Annotated in this window: 23 protein-coding genes and 1 pseudogene; 10 read left to right on the forward strand and 14 right to left on the reverse strand. The window is 61.1% G+C overall.

Translation table 11 applies throughout. From position 1 onward, the window contains the following. The first annotated feature begins 24 nt into the window (after positions 1-24). The 9 genes and pseudogenes from NKH80_RS04175 to NKH80_RS04215 all read left to right on the forward strand — a co-directional run. Entirely contained in the window at positions 25-624 is a 600-nt protein-coding gene (locus tag NKH80_RS04175; RefSeq protein ID WP_352706171.1) for an 8-oxoguanine DNA glycosylase, read from the forward strand. Positions 625-680: 56 nt separating this feature from the next. Beyond that, positions 681-1,073 (forward strand): hypothetical protein, encoded by a 393-nt coding sequence (locus tag NKH80_RS04180; RefSeq protein ID WP_352706173.1) that lies wholly within the window; start codon positions 681-683, stop codon positions 1,071-1,073. Further along, positions 1,070-2,257: a nucleoside 2-deoxyribosyltransferase gene (locus NKH80_RS04185; protein ID WP_352706175.1), complete on the forward strand. Its 1,188-nt coding sequence runs from the start codon at positions 1,070-1,072 to the stop codon at positions 2,255-2,257. The genes NKH80_RS04180 and NKH80_RS04185 overlap by 4 nt, the downstream gene beginning before the upstream one ends. Beyond that, positions 2,254-2,856: a 7-cyano-7-deazaguanine synthase gene (locus NKH80_RS04190; RefSeq protein ID WP_352706177.1), complete on the forward strand. Its 603-nt coding sequence runs from the start codon at positions 2,254-2,256 to the stop codon at positions 2,854-2,856. Before NKH80_RS04185 ends, NKH80_RS04190 begins: the two co-directional genes overlap by 4 nt. Further along, positions 2,856-3,200, forward strand: a complete 345-nt coding sequence (locus tag NKH80_RS04195; RefSeq protein ID WP_352706179.1) for a hypothetical protein — start codon at positions 2,856-2,858, stop codon at positions 3,198-3,200. Before NKH80_RS04190 ends, NKH80_RS04195 begins: the two co-directional genes overlap by 1 nt. Next, complete coding sequence (locus NKH80_RS04200; RefSeq protein WP_352706181.1) at positions 3,200-4,354, forward strand: hypothetical protein; 1,155 nt, start codon at positions 3,200-3,202, stop codon at positions 4,352-4,354. The genes NKH80_RS04195 and NKH80_RS04200 overlap by 1 nt, the downstream gene beginning before the upstream one ends. Before the next feature lie 107 nt (positions 4,355-4,461). Beyond that, positions 4,462-5,124 (forward strand): FRG domain-containing protein, encoded by a 663-nt coding sequence (locus NKH80_RS04205; protein WP_352706183.1) that lies wholly within the window; start codon positions 4,462-4,464, stop codon positions 5,122-5,124. Between the two features lie 5 nt (positions 5,125-5,129). After that, on the forward strand, positions 5,130-5,489 hold the full coding sequence (locus NKH80_RS04210) for a pPIWI-associating nuclease domain-containing protein (RefSeq protein ID WP_352706185.1): 360 nt from the start codon (positions 5,130-5,132) through the stop codon (positions 5,487-5,489). Between the two features lie 298 nt (positions 5,490-5,787). Then, positions 5,788-6,087, forward strand: a pseudogene (locus NKH80_RS04215) (VUT family protein); the annotation flags it as partial. A 196-nt stretch (positions 6,088-6,283) separates the two neighbouring features. On the opposite strand, the gene NKH80_RS04220 reads toward NKH80_RS04215, so the two are convergent. The 14 genes from NKH80_RS04220 to NKH80_RS04285 form a co-directional block, all read right to left on the reverse strand. Further along, positions 6,284-6,541, reverse strand: coding sequence for a DUF2274 domain-containing protein (locus tag NKH80_RS04220; RefSeq protein ID WP_352989805.1), 258 nt, complete (start codon positions 6,539-6,541; stop codon positions 6,284-6,286). Positions 6,542-6,552: 11 nt separating this feature from the next. Continuing rightward, positions 6,553-7,770 (reverse strand): TraB/TrbI/VirB10 family type IV secretion system protein, encoded by a 1,218-nt coding sequence (locus tag NKH80_RS04225; RefSeq protein WP_352989808.1) that lies wholly within the window; start codon positions 7,768-7,770, stop codon positions 6,553-6,555. Between the two features lie 10 nt (positions 7,771-7,780). Next, on the reverse strand, positions 7,781-8,809 hold the full coding sequence (gene trbG / locus NKH80_RS04230; protein WP_352989811.1) for a P-type conjugative transfer protein TrbG: 1,029 nt from the start codon (positions 8,807-8,809) through the stop codon (positions 7,781-7,783). Beyond that, positions 8,799-9,530, reverse strand: coding sequence for a conjugal transfer protein TrbF (gene trbF / locus NKH80_RS04235; protein ID WP_352706192.1), 732 nt, complete (start codon positions 9,528-9,530; stop codon positions 8,799-8,801). The genes trbG and trbF overlap by 11 nt, the downstream gene beginning before the upstream one ends. Next, positions 9,531-10,853: a P-type conjugative transfer protein TrbL gene (gene trbL / locus NKH80_RS04240; protein WP_352989814.1), complete on the reverse strand. Its 1,323-nt coding sequence runs from the start codon at positions 10,851-10,853 to the stop codon at positions 9,531-9,533. A 36-nt stretch (positions 10,854-10,889) separates the two neighbouring features. After that, a complete protein-coding gene (gene trbJ / locus NKH80_RS04245) occupies positions 10,890-11,615 on the reverse strand; it encodes a P-type conjugative transfer protein TrbJ (protein ID WP_352989817.1) in 726 nt (241 codons plus the stop codon). Next, on the reverse strand, positions 11,612-14,062 hold the full coding sequence (gene trbE / locus NKH80_RS04250) for a conjugal transfer protein TrbE (RefSeq protein WP_352706197.1): 2,451 nt from the start codon (positions 14,060-14,062) through the stop codon (positions 11,612-11,614). Before trbE ends, trbJ begins: the two co-directional genes overlap by 4 nt. Continuing rightward, positions 14,056-14,328, reverse strand: coding sequence for a VirB3 family type IV secretion system protein (locus tag NKH80_RS04255; protein ID WP_352989820.1), 273 nt, complete (start codon positions 14,326-14,328; stop codon positions 14,056-14,058). The genes trbE and NKH80_RS04255 overlap by 7 nt, the downstream gene beginning before the upstream one ends. Beyond that, positions 14,328-14,636: a TrbC/VirB2 family type IV secretion system protein gene (locus tag NKH80_RS04260; RefSeq protein WP_352706199.1), complete on the reverse strand. Its 309-nt coding sequence runs from the start codon at positions 14,634-14,636 to the stop codon at positions 14,328-14,330. The genes NKH80_RS04255 and NKH80_RS04260 overlap by 1 nt, the downstream gene beginning before the upstream one ends. Positions 14,637-14,647: 11 nt before the next feature. Then, positions 14,648-15,616 carry a P-type conjugative transfer ATPase TrbB gene (gene trbB / locus NKH80_RS04265; protein WP_352706201.1) on the reverse strand — a complete coding sequence of 323 codons (969 nt, stop codon included), beginning with the start codon at positions 15,614-15,616 and terminating at the stop codon, positions 14,648-14,650. Further along, positions 15,613-16,026 carry a CopG family transcriptional regulator gene (locus tag NKH80_RS04270; protein ID WP_352458763.1) on the reverse strand — a complete coding sequence of 138 codons (414 nt, stop codon included), beginning with the start codon at positions 16,024-16,026 and terminating at the stop codon, positions 15,613-15,615. The genes trbB and NKH80_RS04270 overlap by 4 nt, the downstream gene beginning before the upstream one ends. A gap of 120 nt (positions 16,027-16,146) precedes the next feature. Beyond that, positions 16,147-18,174, reverse strand: a complete 2,028-nt coding sequence (locus NKH80_RS04275; protein ID WP_352706203.1) for a conjugal transfer protein TraG — start codon at positions 18,172-18,174, stop codon at positions 16,147-16,149. A 425-nt stretch (positions 18,175-18,599) separates the two neighbouring features. After that, on the reverse strand, positions 18,600-18,833 hold the full coding sequence (locus NKH80_RS04280) for a GcrA family cell cycle regulator (RefSeq protein ID WP_352530957.1): 234 nt from the start codon (positions 18,831-18,833) through the stop codon (positions 18,600-18,602). 311 nt (positions 18,834-19,144) lie between these two features. Further along, the gene (locus NKH80_RS04285) at positions 19,145-19,378 is read right to left on the reverse strand and encodes a hypothetical protein (RefSeq protein WP_352989824.1); all 234 of its coding nucleotides are present in this window, start codon (positions 19,376-19,378) and stop codon (positions 19,145-19,147) included. A gap of 273 nt (positions 19,379-19,651) precedes the next feature. On the opposite strand from NKH80_RS04285, the gene NKH80_RS04290 reads away from it, so the two are divergent. Then, complete coding sequence (locus tag NKH80_RS04290; RefSeq protein WP_352706207.1) at positions 19,652-19,855, forward strand: KTSC domain-containing protein; 204 nt, start codon at positions 19,652-19,654, stop codon at positions 19,853-19,855. The last annotated feature ends 390 nt before the right edge of the window (positions 19,856-20,245 follow it).

Consider the following 20,245-nt stretch of genomic DNA (forward strand, 5'->3'; position numbering starts at 1 on the left):
GGAAGTCCCGCGTACTGGTCAAAGATGGCCGAGTTCGAGGCCGATGACCCTGAGGACTACATCAGCCCGAAAGGCACGCCACTGGCTGAAGACTTGGCTTTCTGCTTGCTCGGCGGATACGGCGTGAAAATGGAGCTGAACCGCGCCGCTTGGGAGCATCTCTACGAGGCGGGCGTATTCTCCGCGAACCCGGTCCCTTCCCGGCAGGAAATCGAGGATTTGCTCAGCATGCCGCTGCTGGTGGAGGGTAGGCGGCACAAATACCGCTATCCGCGGCAGCGGGCCGACCGTCTGCACGTCGCGCTGAATGCGATCCGAGAGAAGCCGCCGGAAACCGATGATCCGATTGTCCTTCGTCGGCAGCTCTTGGAACTACCCGGGATTGGCCCCAAGACAGCTTCTTGGATTGTGCGGAACTGGTTGGGTAGCGACGAGGTCGCTATTCTTGATATTCATGTCCTTCGGGCCGGTGAGTTGATGGGATTGTTTCCCACAAAATATCGCCTTCCAAAAGATTATGAGGCGCTTGAAAAGAAATTCCTTGAGTTCGCTCGGGCGATCCAGGTCAGGGCCTCCCTTCTAGACGCAATTATGTGGCGGGATATGCGCATACTGTTCGGCTGACCCGCTTACCTTCGATCGAGCAACCTCCTAATCTTCGAAATGGGAGGCTTGATTCGATGGCTGGGAAGCGAATACCGACAGGTGGTAACAGGAACGCCGATCATTCGAGCGCGCCGACAGCAAGCAAGAGCAAGCTCGGCCTTGGCTTGGGGGGAGTAGAAGGAGCGGATCGATGCGACATTCGCATCGACACTGACCTGCAGGGCATTCGGCTTCCTGCGCTCGTTGCACTGAAGAAGGGTGACATTCTTCGGGTAGATATAGAGTTCCGGGATCGACACCCTGTCGCTGTAGCCATCAGGTCTGATGGCGTGATCGTTGGATCGTTCAACGCTTTCGAGAAGTACGCAACATTCCTCGAATGCCTAGGAGCCGGCGTGCGCTATAGCGTGGAGGTCACAGAAATCGGCTCGGGCCACTGTCATGTCGTTGGTGGTCGCACACCATGATCATTGTCGGTGGCGTCTACCGCGAGGAGTGCGTTCGTCCCTACTGGTCGCGCATTTTCGGCTCAGCAGGGCGAGCCGCCGTAGCTTTGTCCGCGCTTTCACCTGACTCTCACCTGACGGCTTACACCTATACCGGTTGGGCCGAAGATGTCCGCCAAACGATGCACGGGCTTGGCGTGACGACGGATCTGCGTGAGATTACCTCCGATATTGCCTTCCACTATTTCCACCCGTTATCGGTTTCGGAGCTCATCGGCGCTCCTGGCAAGCAGCTTCCATCGCTTTCCGCGACTGGCGATGTCGTGCTGCGCTTTGGGATGGTCGAGGGTGACGCCGTCATCGGTGCCAGGCGGGCGATTTACGACCCGCAGCATCCTTCGGCGGCGTTGCTCTTTCACGCCAACGGTTCCACTGCAAAGGAACTCGCGATCGTTCTCAACGAGGCGGAGCTCGAATACGGCGCGGGCGAAGACGGACGCGACATCTGGTCGTATGAGACCGTGCGTGATCGCTTCAAGGCCGACGTGATTGTGGTCAAACGCGGCCCGTTCGGAGTTGTCGTCATTCAGCCCGGCGGAAATGTGCAGTTGCCCGCCTACCGATCCGAAACCGTTTTCAAGTTGGGGTCTGGCGATATTTTCAGCGCGGTGTTCGCTCATCTATGGGGCGAGCGGGATTGGCCGGCAGCACAGGCGGCGGATTTCGCCTCTCGCGCCGTTGCCCGGTACGTCTCAACGCGTGAACCACAGGTTTTGCTCGAAGGCGTCGAAGAGCTGACGCGATGCCCTGCCGAGGGAACGGCCGGTCACGTGTATATTGCTGCGCCTTTTTTCACGCTGGCGCAGCGGTGGCTTGTCGATGAGATGCGAGGCTGCCTGGAGATGTTGGGCGGACAAACGTTCTCGCCCATCCATGAGGTGGGCTCGCACGGTGGCGCTGAATACATCGCCGGCCAGGATTTGAAGGGCCTCCGCACTTGCAACGCCGTTCTCGCGGTCATTGACGGGGAAGACGCGGGCACTCTTTTCGAGGTCGGGTACGCTCGAAATCTCGGAATTCCGGTGGTTGCGCTGGCTGAATCACCGCGTCCCGAAAGTCTCACAATGCTGGAAGGCACCGGCTGTCTGATCACTGGCGATTTCACGACCGCGATCTACCAGGCGATTTGGAGTTCCATGAGATGAGGGCGCTGCTGTTCTCCGGTGGGCTGGACTCTTCGGCGCTGGCCTGGTGGCTGCGGCCGGAACTGTGTGTCACGATCAACTATGGTCAGCGCGCCGCCAATGGGGAGATTGGCGCATCAGCCGCGCTGTGCAGCCGGATCGGTCTTGAGCATCGCACGATCTGCGCCGATCTCACTCCGCTTGGATCGGGTGCGATGGCTGGGAAGGGTGAGGCGCCTGGTGCCTCAGCGGCGGAGTTCTGGCCATACCGCAACCAGATGCTGGTGACGCTTGCGGCGATGAAATTCATGCCCGAAGGTCTGACCGAGATCCTTCTCGGTTCCGTGTCGACGGACCATCATGCTGATGGAAAGGCGCCGTTCCTGAAGGCGCTCGATCGCACCCTCGCGCTTCAGGAGGGGCAGGTGCGCGTCAGCGCGCCGGCGCGGCGAATGTCGACGAAGACGCTTCTGCGCACCTCAGGTTTCCCATACGAGCTGATCGGCCTTACCTTTTCCTGTCATGTCCACGAGTATGCCTGCGGTCAGTGCAATGGCTGCCTCAAACATCGTGAGTGCGTGGAGACGACTTACCCTCGATCCAAGAGAGGAGCGGCCTGATGGGGGGCTATGCACCGAGCGGCGCCCGCCAGGCCGCGACCAATCGCAAGCCCGTGGTGCTCGAAGACGGCTGCGATCTGAGTTTTGAACTGGATCTCGTAGGTTTCAGACCAGACGAGGTACCAGGACTGGAGAAGGGCGACGAGCTCATCGTTCAGATTTCGATGAATGGCCAATGGCGCAGCCTCGTTTGCGCAACGAATGCCGGCGAGATCGTGGGGACGCTCGCTGCGTTTCAAGGTCTGGCACAGCTGATCGGCTGCGTTGAGGGTGGGGCGCGCTACATCGCGACCATACAGTTCGTTTCTGCCTCTCGGTGTTCTGTAGCGGTGGAGAGGGCATAATGATCATCGCCGGCTCGACCTATCTTGAACGCTGCCAGTATCCCAAGTGGGAACGATTGTTCGGATCAGGGATGCGCGCGGCCATTGCGGCTAGCGGGCTATCGGACGATACCGTGCTCCACACCTATGTGCCCTCGATCTGGAGAGATGACGCCAAGGCAACGCTCTCCAGTTTTGGCATCGTCGGGAACCTAGTACCGACCGAGCACGAGCTGATTTTCGAGTATCTCGATACGTTGCAGAAGTCGTTCATCCCTGACGCGCTGGACGTCGATCAGCAGGAAGCAGCTTTGGAACTGCAAGGCGACGTCGTGTTGCGCTTCGGGTTTATGGAGGGCAGCGCAAAGGTAGAAGGCCGAACTGTCGTCTACGACCCTCAGAATTCTTACGAGCCATACCACAAAAATGGATCGACGGCTGAGAGGTTGGCGATGATCGTGTCAAGCGAGGAACTCCTCGGTTTCGGCGGCTTCGGACGCGGGGCAATGCCAACTCCGGAGAAACTTACGCAGGCAGCCGACAACATTTTTGACTCAAAGCCGTCTCCACAGGTTCTGCTGTGCCGGGATCGGTTGGGAGGTATCCAGGTGTTCTTCGGCGGCCCCCCCATTTCCATTCCCAGCTACAACGCTGAGAGTTACTTCCGGATTGGCGTCGGAGACGTTCTTGCGGCCGCCTTTGCGCATGCGTGGGGCGAACGCGGACTGGAACCTGCGGAAGCAGCTGATTTTGCGGCAAGGAGCATCGCACATTTCATCGAGGATGCTCGACTGCCCCTGGTTTCTGCGGAGAACCTGTCGCAGCTTCGTGTCAGTCGGATGAACGAACAACGTTTGCGGGTCCTTGGTGTCGGTTGCTTTGAGGCAAAGTCGCTGGTTGTTCAAACGCAAGGTTGGATCGAGACCCTGGGCGGAGCGCCAGCCTTCGCGTTCATAGACCAAGACAAGGCGAAAGGGCCGATCGACCTCCTGATCATGGGATCAAGCGAGAACATCGCACTCAGCGCAGAAATTCGTGAGCAGGTAGGTGAGCCGAAGGTTGTGTTCTGGCCCGAGCGCGATCGGCGCACGGTTGAGCTGTGCTTTCCAGCCTCGCGAATCGCGGGCGATTACCCAACCGCACTCTACCACGCGATGAAGGTCCCGTCGCAATGACATTGCCGCCTCGCAAGACATCTCCCTACGTGGCCGACAGGCGTCCGCACGGCGCGCCCGGCCCGGAGAGGTTTGAGGAGATGGTCCGCGACACTCAGGCGCGGTGGATGAAATTCATAGAGTTCATTGACGCAAAGGCGCATCCGATGCGCGTGTTTCGCGGATGCGGCTCGGTATTGCATGAGCACATTCCGACCGTCGGACGACCACCTGCGGTATATTCTGCCATTAACGAGGAAAGGGTCTTTCGAGCATTTCAGCAGTCCGCCGAGCCGATGTTCCAGCTACCCGTCACCGGCGCCTGGAATTGGCTTGCTGTTGCTCAACATCATGGCCTTCCGACGCGTCTGCTCGATTGGACCACTAACCCGTTGGTGGCTTGCTATTTTGCGATATCGAGCGGAAATCCAAAAGACGATGCAGTCGTGCATGCGGTCAATATTCCCGCCGACGACATTGTTGACCCGTTGAAGAACCCAGACCCTTTCACGATCGATCGCGTGATGTTTCTTGTCCCGGCAAAGTCGGCTCCCAGGATAGTGAACCAACGGGGCCTCTTCTCGGTTCATCACCAGCCGGACAGAGCCTGGGTGCCGGAGAACTCTGATAAGTTCGTCATACCATCAGCAATGAGGCCCAGGTTCCGCAGAACGCTCTTCAAGATGGGTGTGGATCACAGTCACATCTATCCGGACATAGTAGGCCTCTGCGAAATGTTGAAGTGGCGCTATGTCGAACGCATCGGCATCGGCACCGCAATGATCGGGTGACGGATATGAATGACAACACAACCGCGCGGCGGCAGCAGGTCATAGAAGCGGTCCAGGCCAAGGATTACCAGGAAACGCAAGCTTGGTCAGACCTCGACGCGCTTTCATCGTCCACCCAGGTCGACACCATAGAGACATTTGAGAAAGAGATCCGTTTTGACGGCAACGACTTCCAGGGACCGCTGACCTGGTATGTCGTCCTGCGTTACGGGATGGACACCGCAGATCCGTTGGAGACGTCTGAGAGTTTCCCCGGAACCTTTCATGGCAGTCTGGTCGACGAAGTGCCGGTCATCCAAGATATGACGGTCGACACCTCGTCATTTTATGGCGAAGCCGGCGAGAATGATGCGTCCGATATCTAGTATCATCGGACTGAACCGCGCGGCGGGGTGGGTTTCTCTAGCAGCCTTCATCGGCTGTGTGCCGGCGGCGGACTGGCTCATCGCACACGTTGGCACTTTTTGCGTCCCCGATGGGCCGTGTCTCATCCCGGTGTGGCCCGGCATCCTGGCACCATCAGGAGTCCTGCTTGCAGACCTAGCCTTCGTACTTCGGGACCTAGTTCAGGAATCGCTTGGGCTTAGCTGGGCGGCCGCTGCCGTGTTAATTGGTGGCGCCATTGCCGCGGTAATCGCGTCGCCATTCTAGGCCGTCGCCTCCGTTTCATCGTTCTTGATTGCGGAGATGATTGATCTGCTGGTTTTCACAGGATTGCGACGACGCGGGTTGGTGCTCGCGTCCGTCGCGAGCAGTGTCGTCGGTCTGCTGCTGGACAGCGTAATATTCGTTCAGATTGCTTTTGGAGAGCCAGACTACATCGTGGGTCAAGCCATCGGAAAAGCTTGGATGGTGCTCGCTGTAGCGCCGCTGCTTATCGCGATGCAGCGCAGACGGAGATATTTTGCATTGACGTTGATCAGCGTGTGCAGTCAAAGAGGCCACGTATCGGATCAACGATAATCACGCAGAGAACGTCCGCTTTTCGGAGGGCCTCTGGCGGCCGACGAATGTCCTATTTGCGGCGCAGAGCTGGCATTGGTTCGGGGCGGATCAGCTCGTCTATTGTGCCCTATGTTTCGGCTTGTCGCCGGCAAATTGCTTCAATGCATTTGCCCGCCTAGAAAGGTGCCCCCTCGGACTCACTGGTCGCTGTCACTTATTCGGACCCTGAAATTGGCTGCCGCGATTTCTCTGACTTGTCGACTTCCTTTCTGGCCTTGGCAAACGCTCGATCGCTCTCCAGGAACTCCGCCAGCATGAACGGGATCAGTTCCGCTACCGATTCGGACTCGCCATAGGTCTGACGATAAAGCGCCGCATAGTCCTTCAGTGCTTGGTTCATGTCTGCACTTATGCTTATGGTGATCTTCGAAGGTGTCCGATCCGGAAGTTTGCCGAGTTTCAGATTGGTCATGATGACTCCAGTCAATTCGGGTACGGCCGCAGCACAAGATCTTTGTGCACGATGACGCGCAGTGGCCAACCGGGCCGGACAGTGATGGTGGGTTGGATATTGAGGTTCTTCTCGGTGATGCGCTGGCCAGCTTGACTGACGTTCTGCTGAGCGGATTCGCGGATTGCTTTGACCAGGTCGCTTTCCTCTTCCCCGAGGCTCAGCTCCGTGCCGACCCCTAGCAAGGTGGCCAGCGCAACGCCTTTGATCAGCTGCCAGGTATGGAAATCCACCTTGTCCTCAAGCCCCGCATAGCCGGCAGTGTCTGTTGCCGGCAGATTGTCAATTTCGATCGAAGAGCCGTCGGGCAGCAGTATCCGTTGCCAGACCAGCAGCGCGCGCCTTTGTCCAAAGGCAACAACGCTGTCATAGGTGCCAATCAGGCGAGAGCCTTGCGGAATGAGCAAGGTGCTGCCGGTGACTGTGTCCTGCACATTCTCGGTGACCTGTGCGACGACGAGGCCGGGCAAGTCGGAATTGATGCCAGTGATCAGGCTCGCTGCTATGACGCTGCCGGCCATCAGCTGATAGGGTGAAGCCGGCGTCTGCAGTGCATACAGATTGTAGATTCCACTTGTGTTCCGCTGGCTGACAAAATCGAGCTTGCGCTGTTGATTGTTTTGGTCGCCCTCGGCCGGTGCAACGGAAGCTGAATCGCGTGCGGCATCGGATTGTGGAGCCGTTGCCTCAAAGGGTGGACGCCCGCCCTGCCCGTTGCCGGCGGCATCTGCTTGCCGGGGTCGATTTTCGATCCGGAAGAAGACTTGCGATTCGCGCGCCTCGATCGCCTGCTGTGCAAGGCGCTGCTCCTCCGCCGAAACCTCCTGGCTCGGCGCGATGCCCAGCTGGCGTTGGTGCTCAAGGATGGGGCGGCCGAGGTCGCCGGGCAGCGGTGGTCCAAGCACCGGAGGCTTGGGCTTGATCCCGGAATAGTCCTTAGGCAGCCTTTCAATTGCCTCCGCGGTTGGCTTCCGCTCAGTGTTGTAAAGCTCGTCAGCCTGCTCTTTGATGCGCAGCGCCGGTCCCTGCAGCGCCATCATGGTGACGCCTAGAACGGTGCCGGAACCAACAGCTGCAATGGCGACAATAATGCCGCGCTTGAAGCGCACAGCGCGGCGAGGTGAGGCCCGCAGCTGCAGCTGTTCTGGATCGAGTTTCGGTGGAGCATCGGAGCGGGAAGTATCCGTCATGGGCCGTCCCTCACCTGCTGGGACGCGAAAAGAGCAATATCCGCCGCGGCGCTTGCCTGCCGTCGGTCCTCGTGATGCGCACCACCTGCTGCTGCTTGGCGCCGAGGCGCAGTTCGGCCGCGGCGAAGAGGCGATCGACGATGTAATAGTTGCCCCGTATGCGGTAGTTGACGAGCTGGTTGTCCCCGTCAGCTCCGACGATGAAGAGCGGCGGGGCCTCGCCCTGATCGATGCGGCGCGGGAACTCGATGTAGACCTTGCTGCCATCATCGAACGCGCGCGTCGGCCTCCAGGGCGGCATGTCGCCGGTAATCGAATAGCGGAAACGAATATTTTCGAGAGCCACATTCGACGCCACTGGCATAGCGGCGTCGGCCTGCGCATTGCGCCGGCGTAGCGCGATGATCTGGTCCTCGCTGTAAGTCCAGGAGATGGCCGCCATGGCGGTCTTATCCGTGCTTTGAAGCTGCAGGTGATAGCTTCGCCGGTCCGTGGTGATCACCAGATTGGTGGCAAGTCCTGGCGCGAAGGGCTTCACCAGCACATGGGTGCGCTGGTCATCGCCGGAGCCACTGACGGTGTCGCCAATTACCCAGCGCACTGTATCGCCGGCCGACACGGATTGGAGTTTCTCGCCTGACTGCAGAGCGATATCGCTGACGCGCTCCGGTGCGGCATAGAGCTGGTAGAGCGCGCCTTCGGCAAAAGGGTAAACCTGCACCGCATTCACATAGCCATATTTGGTGGGTTGCTGCGTCGCCGCCTTGTTGGCATCGGCGACACGTTCTTCAGGCGAGCGCTTGTCTTCAGCAGCCTTGCCCGGCTCGGGCTGCAACTGGCCGGGCAGCGGCAGCGGTTTCGGCACTTCCACGACCTTGACGGGCTTCTCCGGCGCCTTCTCAATCGCGGCCGGCTTGAAGTCAGCATGGTCATAGGAAATCTGCGGTGGCGGCACCTGCTTCGAGGCACAGGCCGAAAGTACCGCGGTCGACGCCGACAGGACCAGCGCAGTGCGGAGCGACGAGAGTCTATTTATCATTGGCGGGCTCCTTTGGGGGAACGGAAGTCTGCGCGGCGCTGTCCAGCTCGCGCGACCAGTCGATGGCATTGATGAAGACGCCGAGCGGGTTTTTGCGCAGCTGATCGGTATTGTTCGGCGGCCGGATCACAATGGTGAGGATCCCGGTCCAACGCGTTGTGCTGGCGAGGCTGCCGCGCTCAAAGACCTGCTCGGTCCATTTGACTTGAAAGGAGTTGTCGGACGCTCGTACCACGCTCGTCACCTGCACCGAGACGCTGCGCGTGCCGATCTTGCCGAACGGGTCATTGGCCTTAGCGTACTCATTGAGAAAGAGGGCTGCACGGTCGGTGGCGAAGTCGTAGGCCGAGAGCCAATTCTGCCGCACCAGCACCGCATCGGTGGAGACGGAGCGGACATTCTGGATGAAATGGCCGAGATGCCAGGCAATCTGGGCATCGTCGGGCTCGTAGGTTTGGATTGCCGGCGCGACAGCCCGTGTTTCACCGAAGCGGTCGACCTCGACAACATAAGGCACGACGCGGCCCTGCATCGACTGCCACAAGAGTCCACCAGAGAGCCCGATGGCCAGAGCGAGGCAGCCAAAGGCCATCAGGCGCCAGTTCCTTGCCTGCACGCGCGCAGTGCCGATGCGCTCGTCCCAAAGTTGGGCGGCCTTCTGGTATGGTGTGACGGGGTGGGGCGTCTTCCCGTAACGCTGAACAGGTCGCTTGAAGAGCATCTAGTCTTCCTTATCGTTGAGAGAGGGGTTGGCGCCGCTTCCACCCCGATCGCCATCGCGGACGGCCTGCGTGGCGGCGTGGCGATGGGCGCGCGCGGTCTGTTCGGAACGCAAGCGCCTCGCCCACGCCGGCGCGGCATTGGCACCTGACGCGGCAGGGTTTCCGGTCATTGATGCGGTCGGCGTGCCGCCCGTCGCGGTCCAGGCGGCATCGCGGCCGGCATCGGCGCTGCGCCGGAATGGTTCTGTAGCAGATCGCATTCCCCGCATCGCGGCGCCGCCAGCTGCGCCGGCAACGCCCTGCAGTCCAGCAGCTACGCCGGAGAGGCCGGACTCGTGCGATGTTGCACGCCTCATCTGCCAAGCTGTGGAAGCAGCCGATCCCATGGCCGTGCCGGCTCGAACGGCGGCGAGACCGCCGCCGGTTGCCATGCGCGCGCCGGCAAGCGCCGCACCTCCGGCAACGAGCGTTGATCCGGCGGCCGCCGCGGTGGTTCCGAGTGCAGCTCCCGCGCCAAGCTGCGGCGCGCCGGAAACAAGACCCGAGGCAATTCCCGGTCCGAAAATGCCGAGCCCAAGCAGCGCCAACGCGCCTAGTACCTGTGACATGGCCGCGGCCAAGTCCGGCTCCTTGCCTTGCAGGGCGGAAGCGAACTCGCCGAAGAGCGTGGAGCCGATGCCGACGATGACGGCAAGCACCATCACCTTAATGCCCGACGAGATCACATTGCCGAGCACGCGCTCGGCCAGAAATGCCGAGCGGTTCCAGAGCGCGAAGGGCACCAGAACAAAGCCGGCCAATGTGGTGAGTTTGAACTCCAGGATGGTGATGAAAAGCTGGATGGAAAGGATGAAGAAGGCGATGAGAACCAGGAACCAGGCGAGAAGCAGCACGAAGATGGTCAGGGCGTTGCCAAAGATCTCGGGGAAGCCGACTAGCTGGCTCGCTTGATTGAGCAGCGGCCAGGCGCCCTCGAAGCCGGCCGCGGCAATGCGGCCTGGCCGCAGGAGACTGTCGGCGGACAAATTGCCGGACGAAGCGTTGATGCCGAACCCGGCAAAGGAGCGGTAGATAATGTCGGCAAGGCTTCGGAAATTGTTCAGGATGAACGCGAAGGCGCCGACATAGAGCACCTTTCGAACGAGCCGACCGAGAATATTGGGTTCGCCGCCGAACGCCCAGACCAGGCCCGCCAGCGTGATGTCGATGCCGATCAGGATGGTGGTGAGAAAGGCGACGTCGCCCGAAAGCAGACCGAACCCGCTGTCGATATAGCGGATGAAGGTCTGCATAAAGCGATCGATGACGCCGAGGTCATTCATGTCGCCGTCTTCCTCGTTGTCTTGAAGAACTGCTGATCAGTTGCCGGGATAGGCCGTACCGGTGCCCAGGAAACGCTTCGTCGTCTCGCGGGCGGCTTGCTCGGACTGCGCCTTGCGGGCAGCATCTTCGGCTTCAGCACGGAACTGTGTCGCGAGCAGCGTCTGGATCTGCATCTGCTGCTTGGTCGAAAGCGCGATCAGCTGATTGGTGGCCTGGCTTGCCTCAAGGGCACCTGCCGCGCCCTGACTGCGGTTGACGAGATCGGTGAGCAGGTCGCCGTCGGCCCGCACGTTCTCCACGATCTGCGACTGCGCGCTCATGGTTTGGCGGAACGCCTGCATGGCGTTTTGCCAGCGCTCGCGCGCGGCGCTCGCCACATCGCTGACCTCGATTGTGGCGTCGTAGCTTTCCGGATATTGCACACGCCACTGGTTCTGAAGCTTGTCGAGATCGAAGCTCAGGCCGCTGGCCTGGGTCATCAGGCCGTCGATCCGTTGGAGCGAACCTGTGAGCTGGCCCACGGAAGAAAAATCCAGGCGCTGAAGGTGCCGCGCCATGTTCTGCAGCATCGTCGCCTGGTTCTGAAGCGACTGGATCTGGTTGTTTATCTGCTCCAGGGAACGTGCCGCTGTCAGCACGTTCTGCGCATAATTCGACGGATCGAACACGATCAGGGCGTGGGCCGGCTGGACGTAGTCGGCCATTGGTTTTGCGATCAGGGAAACGGTGATCAGGCTGGTGAGAAGGCGGCGCCGCATCATGACGATTGCTCCTTGTCTGGTTGAGGGAATTGCTGGAGAAGCTCGGCAGCCCAATCGAGGCCGCGCGCAATCAGAAACCGGGCGGCAAAGCCCTCCTGTCCGTGCTCTGACAGCACCTTGTCGATCAGGGTCTGCGTGGCCGGATCAGAGGCGCCGCAGAGCGCAAGAGCGATCGGGCCGAGCCCGAGCTCGAAGAGGCGGTTGCCGCGGCGCGACTGCAGATAATACTGGCGCTTCGGTGTGGCACGGGCGACCAATTCGATTTGCCGCTCGTTCAGGCCGAAGCACTCATAGGCTGCCCGCACCTGCGGTTCCACGGCACGGTCATTGGGAAGAAAAATGCGCTGTGGGCAGCTCTCGATGATTGCCGGCGCGATCGACGAGGCAGCGATGTCTGCAAGTGACTGCGTGGCGAAAATGACGGAGACGTTCTTCTTTCGCAGCACCTTCAGCCATTCGCGGATGCGGGCGGCAAAGAGAGGGTTGTCGAGATAGACCCACGCCTCGTCGAGCATCAGCAGCGTCGGCCGTCCGTCGAACCGCTCCTCGAGACGATGGAACAGATAGGTGAGCACCGGGAGCACAGCGCCTTGGCTGTGCATCAGCTCTTCGGTCTCGAAACACTGCACATCCGACAAAGCCAGCCGATCTTCATCGGCATCGAGCAGACGCCCGAATGGGCCATCGAGCGTGTACGGCATCAACGCGGATTTCAGCGCATTGGACTGAAGCAGGACCGACAGTCCAGTGAGCGTGCGTTCCTGCGCCGGCGCGGTGGCAAGGCTGATGAGTGCCGACCAGATCGCCTCCTTTACCTCCGGCGTAACGCTGACATTCTCATGGGCAACGAGGCCGGCGATCCATTCCGCCGCCCAGCTGCGAGTAGTCTGGTCGCCGATATTGCTCAGTGGCTGGAAGGCAAGCGCACCATCCGCGCCCAGCGCGTGGTGTTCTCCGCCCATGGCCAGTGTTGCCGCACGAGCCGAATTGCCCTTGTCGAAGACATAGACCTGCGCCCCGGCATAGCGTCGAAACTGCAGAGCGACTAGCGCGAGCAGAACCGACTTGCCGGCACCGGTCGGCCCAACGACCAGCATGTGGCCGACATCGCCGACGTGGGTGGAAAGCCGAAACGGTGTCGACCCGTTGGTCTCTGCGAAGAGAAGCGGCGGGGATTCGGTCCCAGTCACGTTGGCGAGATGCTCGTTGTCCACCGGACCGGCCCACGCCGACGACAGCGGCATGACATGGGCAAGATTCAGCGTGTGAACGAGCGGCTGGCGAACGTTAGCGTAGACATGACCGGGCAACGAGCCGAGCCACGCCTCGACCGCGTTGATGCTTTCACGGATCGTGGTGAAGCCGAGCCCATTGACTATGCGCTCAACCGCTCGGAGCTTTTCCGCGGCGGCCTGCCGGTCCTGGTCCCATACCGTCACCGTTGTCGTGAGATAGCCGAAGCCGACGTGATCGCCGCCCAATGCCTGAAGGGCGGCATCCGCATCGAGCGCCTTGTTGTCGGCGTCACTATCGACGAGAGGGACGGGTTCGTTGGTCACGACCTCGCGCAGGATAGCTGCGACCGATTTGCGCTTGGCAAACCACTGACGGCGCAACCGGGTCAGTGTCTTTGTGGCTTCCGTCTTGTCGAGCGGGATGAAGCGCGTCATCCAGCGGTAGGCGAAATCCTGATGGTTGAGCGCGTCGAGGATCCCTGGCCGGGTGACGTTCGGGAAACCAAGAACGGTGAGGGTGCACAGATGCTGCTCACCCAGCATCGGCTCCAGGCCGCCGGTAAGCGGCGCGTCAACCAGAACACCGTCGAGATACATTGGCGTTTCCGGCATGGCGACCGGATGGCGGTAGGTCGAGATTGTGCCGTGCAGATAGGTTAGCGTCTCGGCATCATCGAGGGCGCGCACTTCCGGCATGAAGCCGGACAGCAAATCCAGGACGCGGTCGGTCTCGTCGCGAAACCACGCCAGCTCCTGGCGCCAGTCTCTAGCCCCTCCCGAGTGATGCGAGTCGACCAGTGCGCTTTCCGCCCGCGCCTGGCCATCTGGCGCCGGCATGAAGACCAAGGTCAGATGATAGCGACTCTCGAAGTGCGCGACCTTGCCCTCGAAGGCCGCGCGCCGTTCCTCATCGACCAGCCATGAGGCAGCATCGGGAAAAGCCGAGCTCGGATAGCCCAGCGCTTCAACGCGCTCGGCCTCGAAAAACAACCCCCATCCGGAGCCCAACCTTCGTAGCGCATTGTTAGCTCGTGCGCAGATGCCGACCAACTCGGCTTCGGTCGCGCTTTCAAGGTCGGGGCCACGGAACCGGAAGGTTCGCTGGAAGCTACTGTCTTTATTGAGCACGATGCCGGGCGCGACCAAAGCGGCCCAGGGCAGATGATCGGCAAGCCGATCGGCTTTGCCGCGATACTCCGAAAGGTTCAGCATGCAAGCCACCCCTTCAGGCGAAGATGACGGACAAGCACGCTGGCGAAGTCCGGATCGCGGCGAGCGGCAAGGACCGCGAGGGTGTGGCCGGCGATCCAGAGCGCCAGTCCGGCGATCCACTGCTGCAGGCCAAGGCCTATTGCCGCGGCCACCGTGCCGTTGAGGATCGCCACCGCTCGCGGCGCGCCGCCCAGCAGGATCGGCTCAGTCAATGCCCTGTGAACGGGGACTTCGAAACCCTCGATATGCTGCTCTCCGGTGGCCATCAGACGAGTGCCCCGCCGCCGAAGGAGAAGAAGGAGAGAAAGAAGCTCGATGCCGCGAAGGCGATCGACAGGCCGAAGACAATCTGGATCAGCCGGCGAAAACCGCCTGCCGTGTCACCGAAAGCAAGGGTCAGGCCGGTGGTGATGATGATGATCACCGCGACGATCTTGGCGACCGGTCCCTGCACCGACTCAAGGATCTGCTGCAGCGGCTGTTCCCAAGGCATGCCGGAGCCCGCTGCGTGGGCCGGGACGGTGAGAAGAAACGCGAGCGCGATGGACGAAAGGAAGCGAAGCTTCTTGCGCATGAGGTGACCTTTCAAAACTGCTGGAGTTGCGGAAGCGTGAGCGGGGTGACGGCGTAATCACCGGTGCTGTCGAGACCGGTGACCTCAGCGATCGCGTCAATGCGGCGCGAGGATCCGCGCCCAGCGATGAAGACGATCAGATCTACCGCATCAGCGATGAGGCGGCGGGGAACGGTAACGACGGCTTCCTGGGCGAGCTGCTCGATACGGTAGAGAGCGGAGCGCGCCGAATTGGCGTGAACCGTCGCGATGCCGCCGGGATGCCCGGTGTTCCATGCCTTCAGCATGTCCAGGGCTTCCGCGCCCCTGACTTCGCCCACGATGATGCGGTCGGGTCTGAGCCGCAGGGTCGAGCGCACGAGATCGGCGAGCGTGACCGACCCCCGCCTCGTCCTCAAGGCAACGCAATCCTTCGCCGCGCATTGCAGTTCGCGCGTGTCCTCGATCAGGATCACCCGCTCGTCGCAATCGGCGGCTTGTGCCAGCAGCGCATTGGCAAGTGTTGTCTTGCCCGACGACGTGCCGCCGGCGACCAGGATGTTGCGCCGCTCGCGGACCGCCTTCTTCAGCGCATCGGCCTGCAGCGGCAGCATGACCCGGTCGGCGACATAGTCGGCCAACGTGTAGAGTTTCGCCGCAGGCTTTCGGATGGCGAAGCATGGCCCCAGCACGACAGGCGGCAGCAGACCCTCGAAGCGCTCGCCCGATGGCAATTCGGCGCTGACAATCGGATTGTCCGCATGCGCCTCGGCGCGCACGTGGGAGGCGACCAGGCGGATGATGCGTTCGGCCTCAGAAGGATGCATGTGCACGCCGGTGTCGACCCGGCCTTCACCCAACCGGTCGAGCCGCAGCGCACCGTCGGGATTGACCATCACCTCAATGACGGTCGGATCGGCAAGGGCTTCGGTGATCGCCGGACCCATGGCGGTGCGCAGCATGGCGCGGCGGCGATGGTCGGCTTCCGGATGAGAACTCATCCTTCCCCTCCCCTGCGATCGTCGGTGCCAAGTGACCGTTTCCCGGAAGCGATTTGGCGGCCGACTTGTTCGACGAACTTCTCGAAGCGCTCCTGGGCAATCGCTTGCGTCGCCTTGTCCGGCACCGGCGTGTGAGCATGAAGCGTGATCGAAAAGCGGATGAAGAGCGCCAGGCTCTCCAGGATCATCTCGACATCGCGCCTGACATGTCCGAGGTCACGGGAAAGACGGTCGAGCCTCTTGCCGTAGCGGTGGTCGAGTTCATTCTCCCCACGCCGCTCGATAAAGGCCTCGACCGCGTGCGCCACAATGGCCGATTTGGTGGTCGATGGATTGCGGCTGAGGTTCTCCAGCTTCTCGCTCAACTCGGGTCCAAGCAAAAACTGGTGACGAATGCGGTGGGGCTTCATGCTGCTTGTTCCCTCTGACCGGCGCTGATGCACCGGCGACGGGAACGAGCATCGTCGAGATCCTCGAAATCGCTTACGGCCGTTATCTACGCTGAGATGCGCCCGCGTATGGCGCGCCGTTCAGAAGCCGGGCACGATGTCCTTGTCGTCGCCCATTCCCTCATTGAGGCCGTACGCACGTGCTGCGGTGGAAATCCGATCCATGACGCGCTTGTCGGCGAGCGTCTCGCAGTCATCGTCTGCGGGCGTGAACAGATCGCCATGATCAGGCTCCTGGGCGACGAGGGTCCGTTCTTCGGGCAGGCCCGGATGGCGCTGCTGCTGGACACCTCCGTCTTCGATTGCCGCGCCGGCACTGTCGTCGTCGCCAGCAAGACGCCGATCCACGCCGCGCACCTGTCCGCTCCAATCGTCCGGGCGCGACGTGGGCCGATCCGCGTAGGCACCGTCGCGCAGCACCGGCGAAGGCAGCACTCGCTCCGTGAAATTCGGATCCTGGTAATAACGCAACTTCTTGGCGCGAATCGGCGGCAATCCCGAAACCAGGATTAGTTCGTCAGCCTGCGGCAACTGCATCACCTCACCCGGCGTCAGCAGGGGGCGAGCGGTCTCTTGGCGGCTTACCATGACGTGGGACAACCAGGGCGCCAACCGATGGCCGGCATAGTTACGCATCGATCTGAGTTCCGTCGCGGTACCGAGCGCGTCCGAGATGCGTTTGGCCGTGCGCTCGTCATTTGAGGAAAAGGCAATCCGCACATGGCAATTGTCGAGAATGGCGTTGTTCTCGCCATAGGCCTTGGAGATTTGGTTCAACGATTGCGCTATCAGATAAGCGCGGATGCCGTAGCCTGCCATGAAGGCGAGCGCAGTCTCGAAGAAGTCGAGCCGACCGAGCGCCGGAAATTCATCCAGCATCATCAGGAGCTGATGCTTGCGGCTCTTCTTTGGATCGCCCTCCAGGCGCTCGGTCAGCCGCCGGCCGATTTGATTGAGCACCAATCGCACCAGGGGCTTAGTGCGCGAGATATCCGACGGCGGCACGACCAGATACAGCGACATCGGTCGCTCGGCATCCACAAGGTCGGCAATGCGCCAGTCGCAGGCCGATGTTGCCGCGGCCACCGTTGGATCACGATAGAGCCCGAGAAACGACATGGCGGTCGAGAGAACGCCTGAGCGCTCGTTCTCTGACTTGTTCAGCACCTCACGAGCCGCCGAGGCCACGACCGGATGGACCTGGGGCTTGTCCACCGTGCCGAGGTGGTTGGTGGTCATCATCCGCTGCAGTGTCGCAGCGAATGAGCGTTGCGGGTCCGACAGGAAGGTGGCGACACGGGCGAGTGTCTTTTCCTCTTCGGCGTAGAGCACGTGCAAGATGGCGCCAACTAGAAGTGAATGACTGGTCTTCTCCCAATGGTTCCGCCGCTCCAGCGCGCCTTCCGGATCGACGAGAATGTCGGCGATGTTCTGAACGTCGCGGACCTCATCTGGACCTTTGCGCACTTCCAGCAGCGGGTTGTACCGCGCCGATCTCGGATCGGTCGGATTGAACAAGAGACAGTGCGAGAACTTCGACCTCCAGCCAGAGGTCAGCTGCCAGTTCTCGCCTTTGATGTCGTGAATGACGGCCGAGCCGGTCCAGGAAAGAAGGGTTGGAACAACGAGTCCGACGCCCTTGCCCGACCGTGTCGGCGCAAAGGCCATGACGTGTTCCGGTCCGTCATGGCGCAGATAGCGATAATTCAGTCCGCCAAGGAAAACGCCGGCCGGCTGAAACAGCCCCGCCTTCTCGATCTCCAGCTTCATGGCCCATCGTGAGGACCCATAGGTGGTGACCAACCCCCGCTGCCGTGCGCGCCAGAGGGACCCAGCTATCGCGGCGGCACAGCCCAGGAACCCGCTGGCTCCGGCAAGTATGCCAGCCTTGTCGAAGACTTCAGGCGCATAGGCGTCAAATTGGAACCACCATTCGAACAGTTTCCACGGCTGGTAGATCGGCCAGCCGACTGTCACAAACCAGGGCGCGCCGAGTGGCGGCTGATAGGAGAGCATGTGGGCGCACCATTGGGTTGCAGTCCACACGCCAAGAATGACAATTGCGAATACGACAGCGATCTGCCCAATCAGCAACTTCGTGGGTGTCAATGGCTTGCTCCGCTCTTCTGGGCAGACGGACCAAACATCGCGCCGAGCGATGAGAATTCGAACGGCCGCTACGTGCGACTAGGTGCGATGACAAGGTTGATAGGCATTGTTCAGCTGCGAACAGCAAAAATCCGCCGCAGCAACCGATCGGCGGTGCCAGGTACGCGGTTTGGTCGCAGAAGATGTTGGGGCTTCAGGCGCGGGCACATTGAAGATGTGCTGACAGACAAACCTTTGGAGCCGACGCGTTTGTGCGATTAGCGAGCTGAAGGGCTCGGCGAGAAGTCGTCGTTCTCAATCGGGCGACGGGGATACATCGGCGAAGACGGCATAAGGCAGGATGGGCCAGACCGAGCCGACGGCAAGGTCGTAGCCAAGGCCTTGGAGCGCATAGCGCCTGGCCGGGAGGCCGCCGCCAGTCAGGCTTACGCGGCGCGTCGTTGAGCGAGGTGGAGACCCGAACGGGCTCGACGAGGGTCCACGGCGGTCACAATGTTGTGGTGGTGATCGCAGTAGGCGCGATCCGGCGAAGTTGGCCCAGCACAAAAACGATAACCGCCGGGTACTGATGGGTCTTCGCTCACCGGGAAGCGGCACTGATAGAGGCCTAGCTGAATGAGGGGGACGTCTCTCGAAGTTAGTCTGATATTTTCAGGCATGATGGTTTCCTAGTTCGTAGCAATTACCAGCTGACGGCCGCAGTGCGACCCGTCGGGACGAGCTTCTCTCGTTTTGGAGGGCTATGGGTCACCATATGGTGTTGGTAGCACCATCAATGAAGCCCTACGCCCTGCTTCTGAAGCCAATAGTTTGCGACTTAAGGCCACACGCGGACGCATTAGCAATCTACCATCGTGTCCCCGAGGCACTCGCCCGCCGCGGTTTGCCGGCGGCGGGGTGGCACTGGCTTGTGGGGCCCTAGGCCCACTCGCGGCGCTCGCACTCGATCTCGGTGCGGGTTTGCCGTGTCTCATCGCCCTGTCAGCGCCTTGCAAATGAGCGAAACCAAGCTGTCGCGCGCTCGCTCGTGGAGTGCGCCTTTCGGCCGCCATGCAAGGAAATCATCAACGCTCATCCAATCAGCCGGGTTTGTGTCGGCGTCTGGCTGGCTGAATTCCACATACAGATGCAGTTCGTCCGGCACGAAGACGACCCTCCACGATCCTGTGATGTCATTGGCAAGGTTATAGGCGAGGACGGCCATGGCGGGGCACTCCTTTCGCCGTGGAGCGTGCCTATCTCACGGGAAAATTCCATCGCCAGAAGTTGGTATTGACGCTCCCGCTTTCTCAGAAATCCAACGTCCGCATGATGCCGAAAGGTGCGGCTAGCTTTTTGTGTATCCTGGTTGGAACACGGGACCGCCGCGCAAGTTCGGTGCACGCAGCCATTCCTCCCCTCCAGGTATTGCTGCAGATCGGTATCCCGATCGGCCCGCGCTCCCCCGCAAGGGCGCGGGCCTCGGCCTGTGGTGCTCATGCCATCTACTTCGATCCGCAAGATGGAATATGATCTGGATAGAAGGACCCTCTCGGTGTGGTTCGTCGCCAGCGGCAAGCGGTACGAGCCGGAAACCTTTGCCGCGTTCCGGGCCGCGTTCGCCAAGGGCCGCTATTTCAACGACCACATCCGCAACAATTTCCGCTACCGTCTGGTTGCGAGCGATAGCGACCCGGGATGACCTGACCTGCCGGCGGCTCAATCGTCCTGTCGCTCCAACCGGCGGTTGTGGACGCGTTGCCGCCGTTGCGCTTAGGGTTGGTTACGGTCCGCGCTCACTTGGCAAGCCCACCCCGCATCCCCCCGCCTGGTGCAAAGCGTTTGATCGGTCCCGCCGTTCTGGCAGTGCGGCGGGACTTTTTTGCGGTCCAGGTGGAGCATCGGCGCGCGGGGAAGGCGCGGTGCACGCAGCACCCTTTTCTCATCCAACGTACGTCGCTGGCGCGCTGAAGGGTCTCAATGACGGTCTGCCGCCGGAACTCAACTAGGGTCAGGACTCATTGATCCAGAAGATGAAGGCTGCAGCGAAGGCGATCGCCGACAGGAAGGTGTGAGCACATCGGTCGTATCT

Origin of the sequence: Mesorhizobium sp. M0904 (assembly GCF_040319475.1) — a bacterium.
GTDB lineage: Bacteria > Pseudomonadota > Alphaproteobacteria > Rhizobiales > Rhizobiaceae > Mesorhizobium.

Bases quoted from the DNA above. Each gene is read 5' to 3' on its own strand.
- trbL (WP_352989814.1), bottom strand. From the start codon at position 10,853: ATGAATGACCTCGGCGTCATCGATCGCTTTATGCAGACCTTCATCCGC.
- NKH80_RS04175 (WP_352706171.1), top strand. From the start codon at position 25: ATGGCCGAGTTCGAGGCCGATGACCCTGAGGACTACATCAGCCCGAAA.
- NKH80_RS04195 (WP_352706179.1), top strand. From the start codon at position 2,856: ATGGGGGGCTATGCACCGAGCGGCGCCCGCCAGGCCGCGACCAATCGC.
- trbJ (WP_352989817.1), bottom strand. From the start codon at position 11,615: ATGATGCGGCGCCGCCTTCTCACCAGCCTGATCACCGTTTCCCTGATC.
- NKH80_RS04185 (WP_352706175.1), top strand. From the start codon at position 1,070: ATGATCATTGTCGGTGGCGTCTACCGCGAGGAGTGCGTTCGTCCCTAC.
- NKH80_RS04260 (WP_352706199.1), bottom strand. From the start codon at position 14,636: ATGCGCAAGAAGCTTCGCTTCCTTTCGTCCATCGCGCTCGCGTTTCTT.
- trbB (WP_352706201.1), bottom strand. From the start codon at position 15,616: ATGAGTTCTCATCCGGAAGCCGACCATCGCCGCCGCGCCATGCTGCGC.
- trbG (WP_352989811.1), bottom strand. From the start codon at position 8,809: ATGATAAATAGACTCTCGTCGCTCCGCACTGCGCTGGTCCTGTCGGCG.
- trbF (WP_352706192.1), bottom strand. From the start codon at position 9,530: ATGCTCTTCAAGCGACCTGTTCAGCGTTACGGGAAGACGCCCCACCCC.
- NKH80_RS04205 (WP_352706183.1), top strand. From the start codon at position 4,462: ATGAAATTCATAGAGTTCATTGACGCAAAGGCGCATCCGATGCGCGTG.
- NKH80_RS04290 (WP_352706207.1), top strand. From the start codon at position 19,652: ATGCCATCTACTTCGATCCGCAAGATGGAATATGATCTGGATAGAAGG.
- NKH80_RS04270 (WP_352458763.1), bottom strand. From the start codon at position 16,026: ATGAAGCCCCACCGCATTCGTCACCAGTTTTTGCTTGGACCCGAGTTG.
- NKH80_RS04285 (WP_352989824.1), bottom strand. From the start codon at position 19,378: ATGGCCGTCCTCGCCTATAACCTTGCCAATGACATCACAGGATCGTGG.
- NKH80_RS04200 (WP_352706181.1), top strand. From the start codon at position 3,200: ATGATCATCGCCGGCTCGACCTATCTTGAACGCTGCCAGTATCCCAAG.
- trbE (WP_352706197.1), bottom strand. From the start codon at position 14,062: ATGCTGAACCTTTCGGAGTATCGCGGCAAAGCCGATCGGCTTGCCGAT.
- NKH80_RS04225 (WP_352989808.1), bottom strand. From the start codon at position 7,770: ATGACGGATACTTCCCGCTCCGATGCTCCACCGAAACTCGATCCAGAA.
- NKH80_RS04220 (WP_352989805.1), bottom strand. From the start codon at position 6,541: ATGACCAATCTGAAACTCGGCAAACTTCCGGATCGGACACCTTCGAAG.
- NKH80_RS04210 (WP_352706185.1), top strand. From the start codon at position 5,130: ATGAATGACAACACAACCGCGCGGCGGCAGCAGGTCATAGAAGCGGTC.
- NKH80_RS04280 (WP_352530957.1), bottom strand. From the start codon at position 18,833: ATGCCTGAAAATATCAGACTAACTTCGAGAGACGTCCCCCTCATTCAG.
- NKH80_RS04255 (WP_352989820.1), bottom strand. From the start codon at position 14,328: ATGGCCACCGGAGAGCAGCATATCGAGGGTTTCGAAGTCCCCGTTCAC.
- NKH80_RS04190 (WP_352706177.1), top strand. From the start codon at position 2,254: ATGAGGGCGCTGCTGTTCTCCGGTGGGCTGGACTCTTCGGCGCTGGCC.
- NKH80_RS04180 (WP_352706173.1), top strand. From the start codon at position 681: ATGGCTGGGAAGCGAATACCGACAGGTGGTAACAGGAACGCCGATCAT.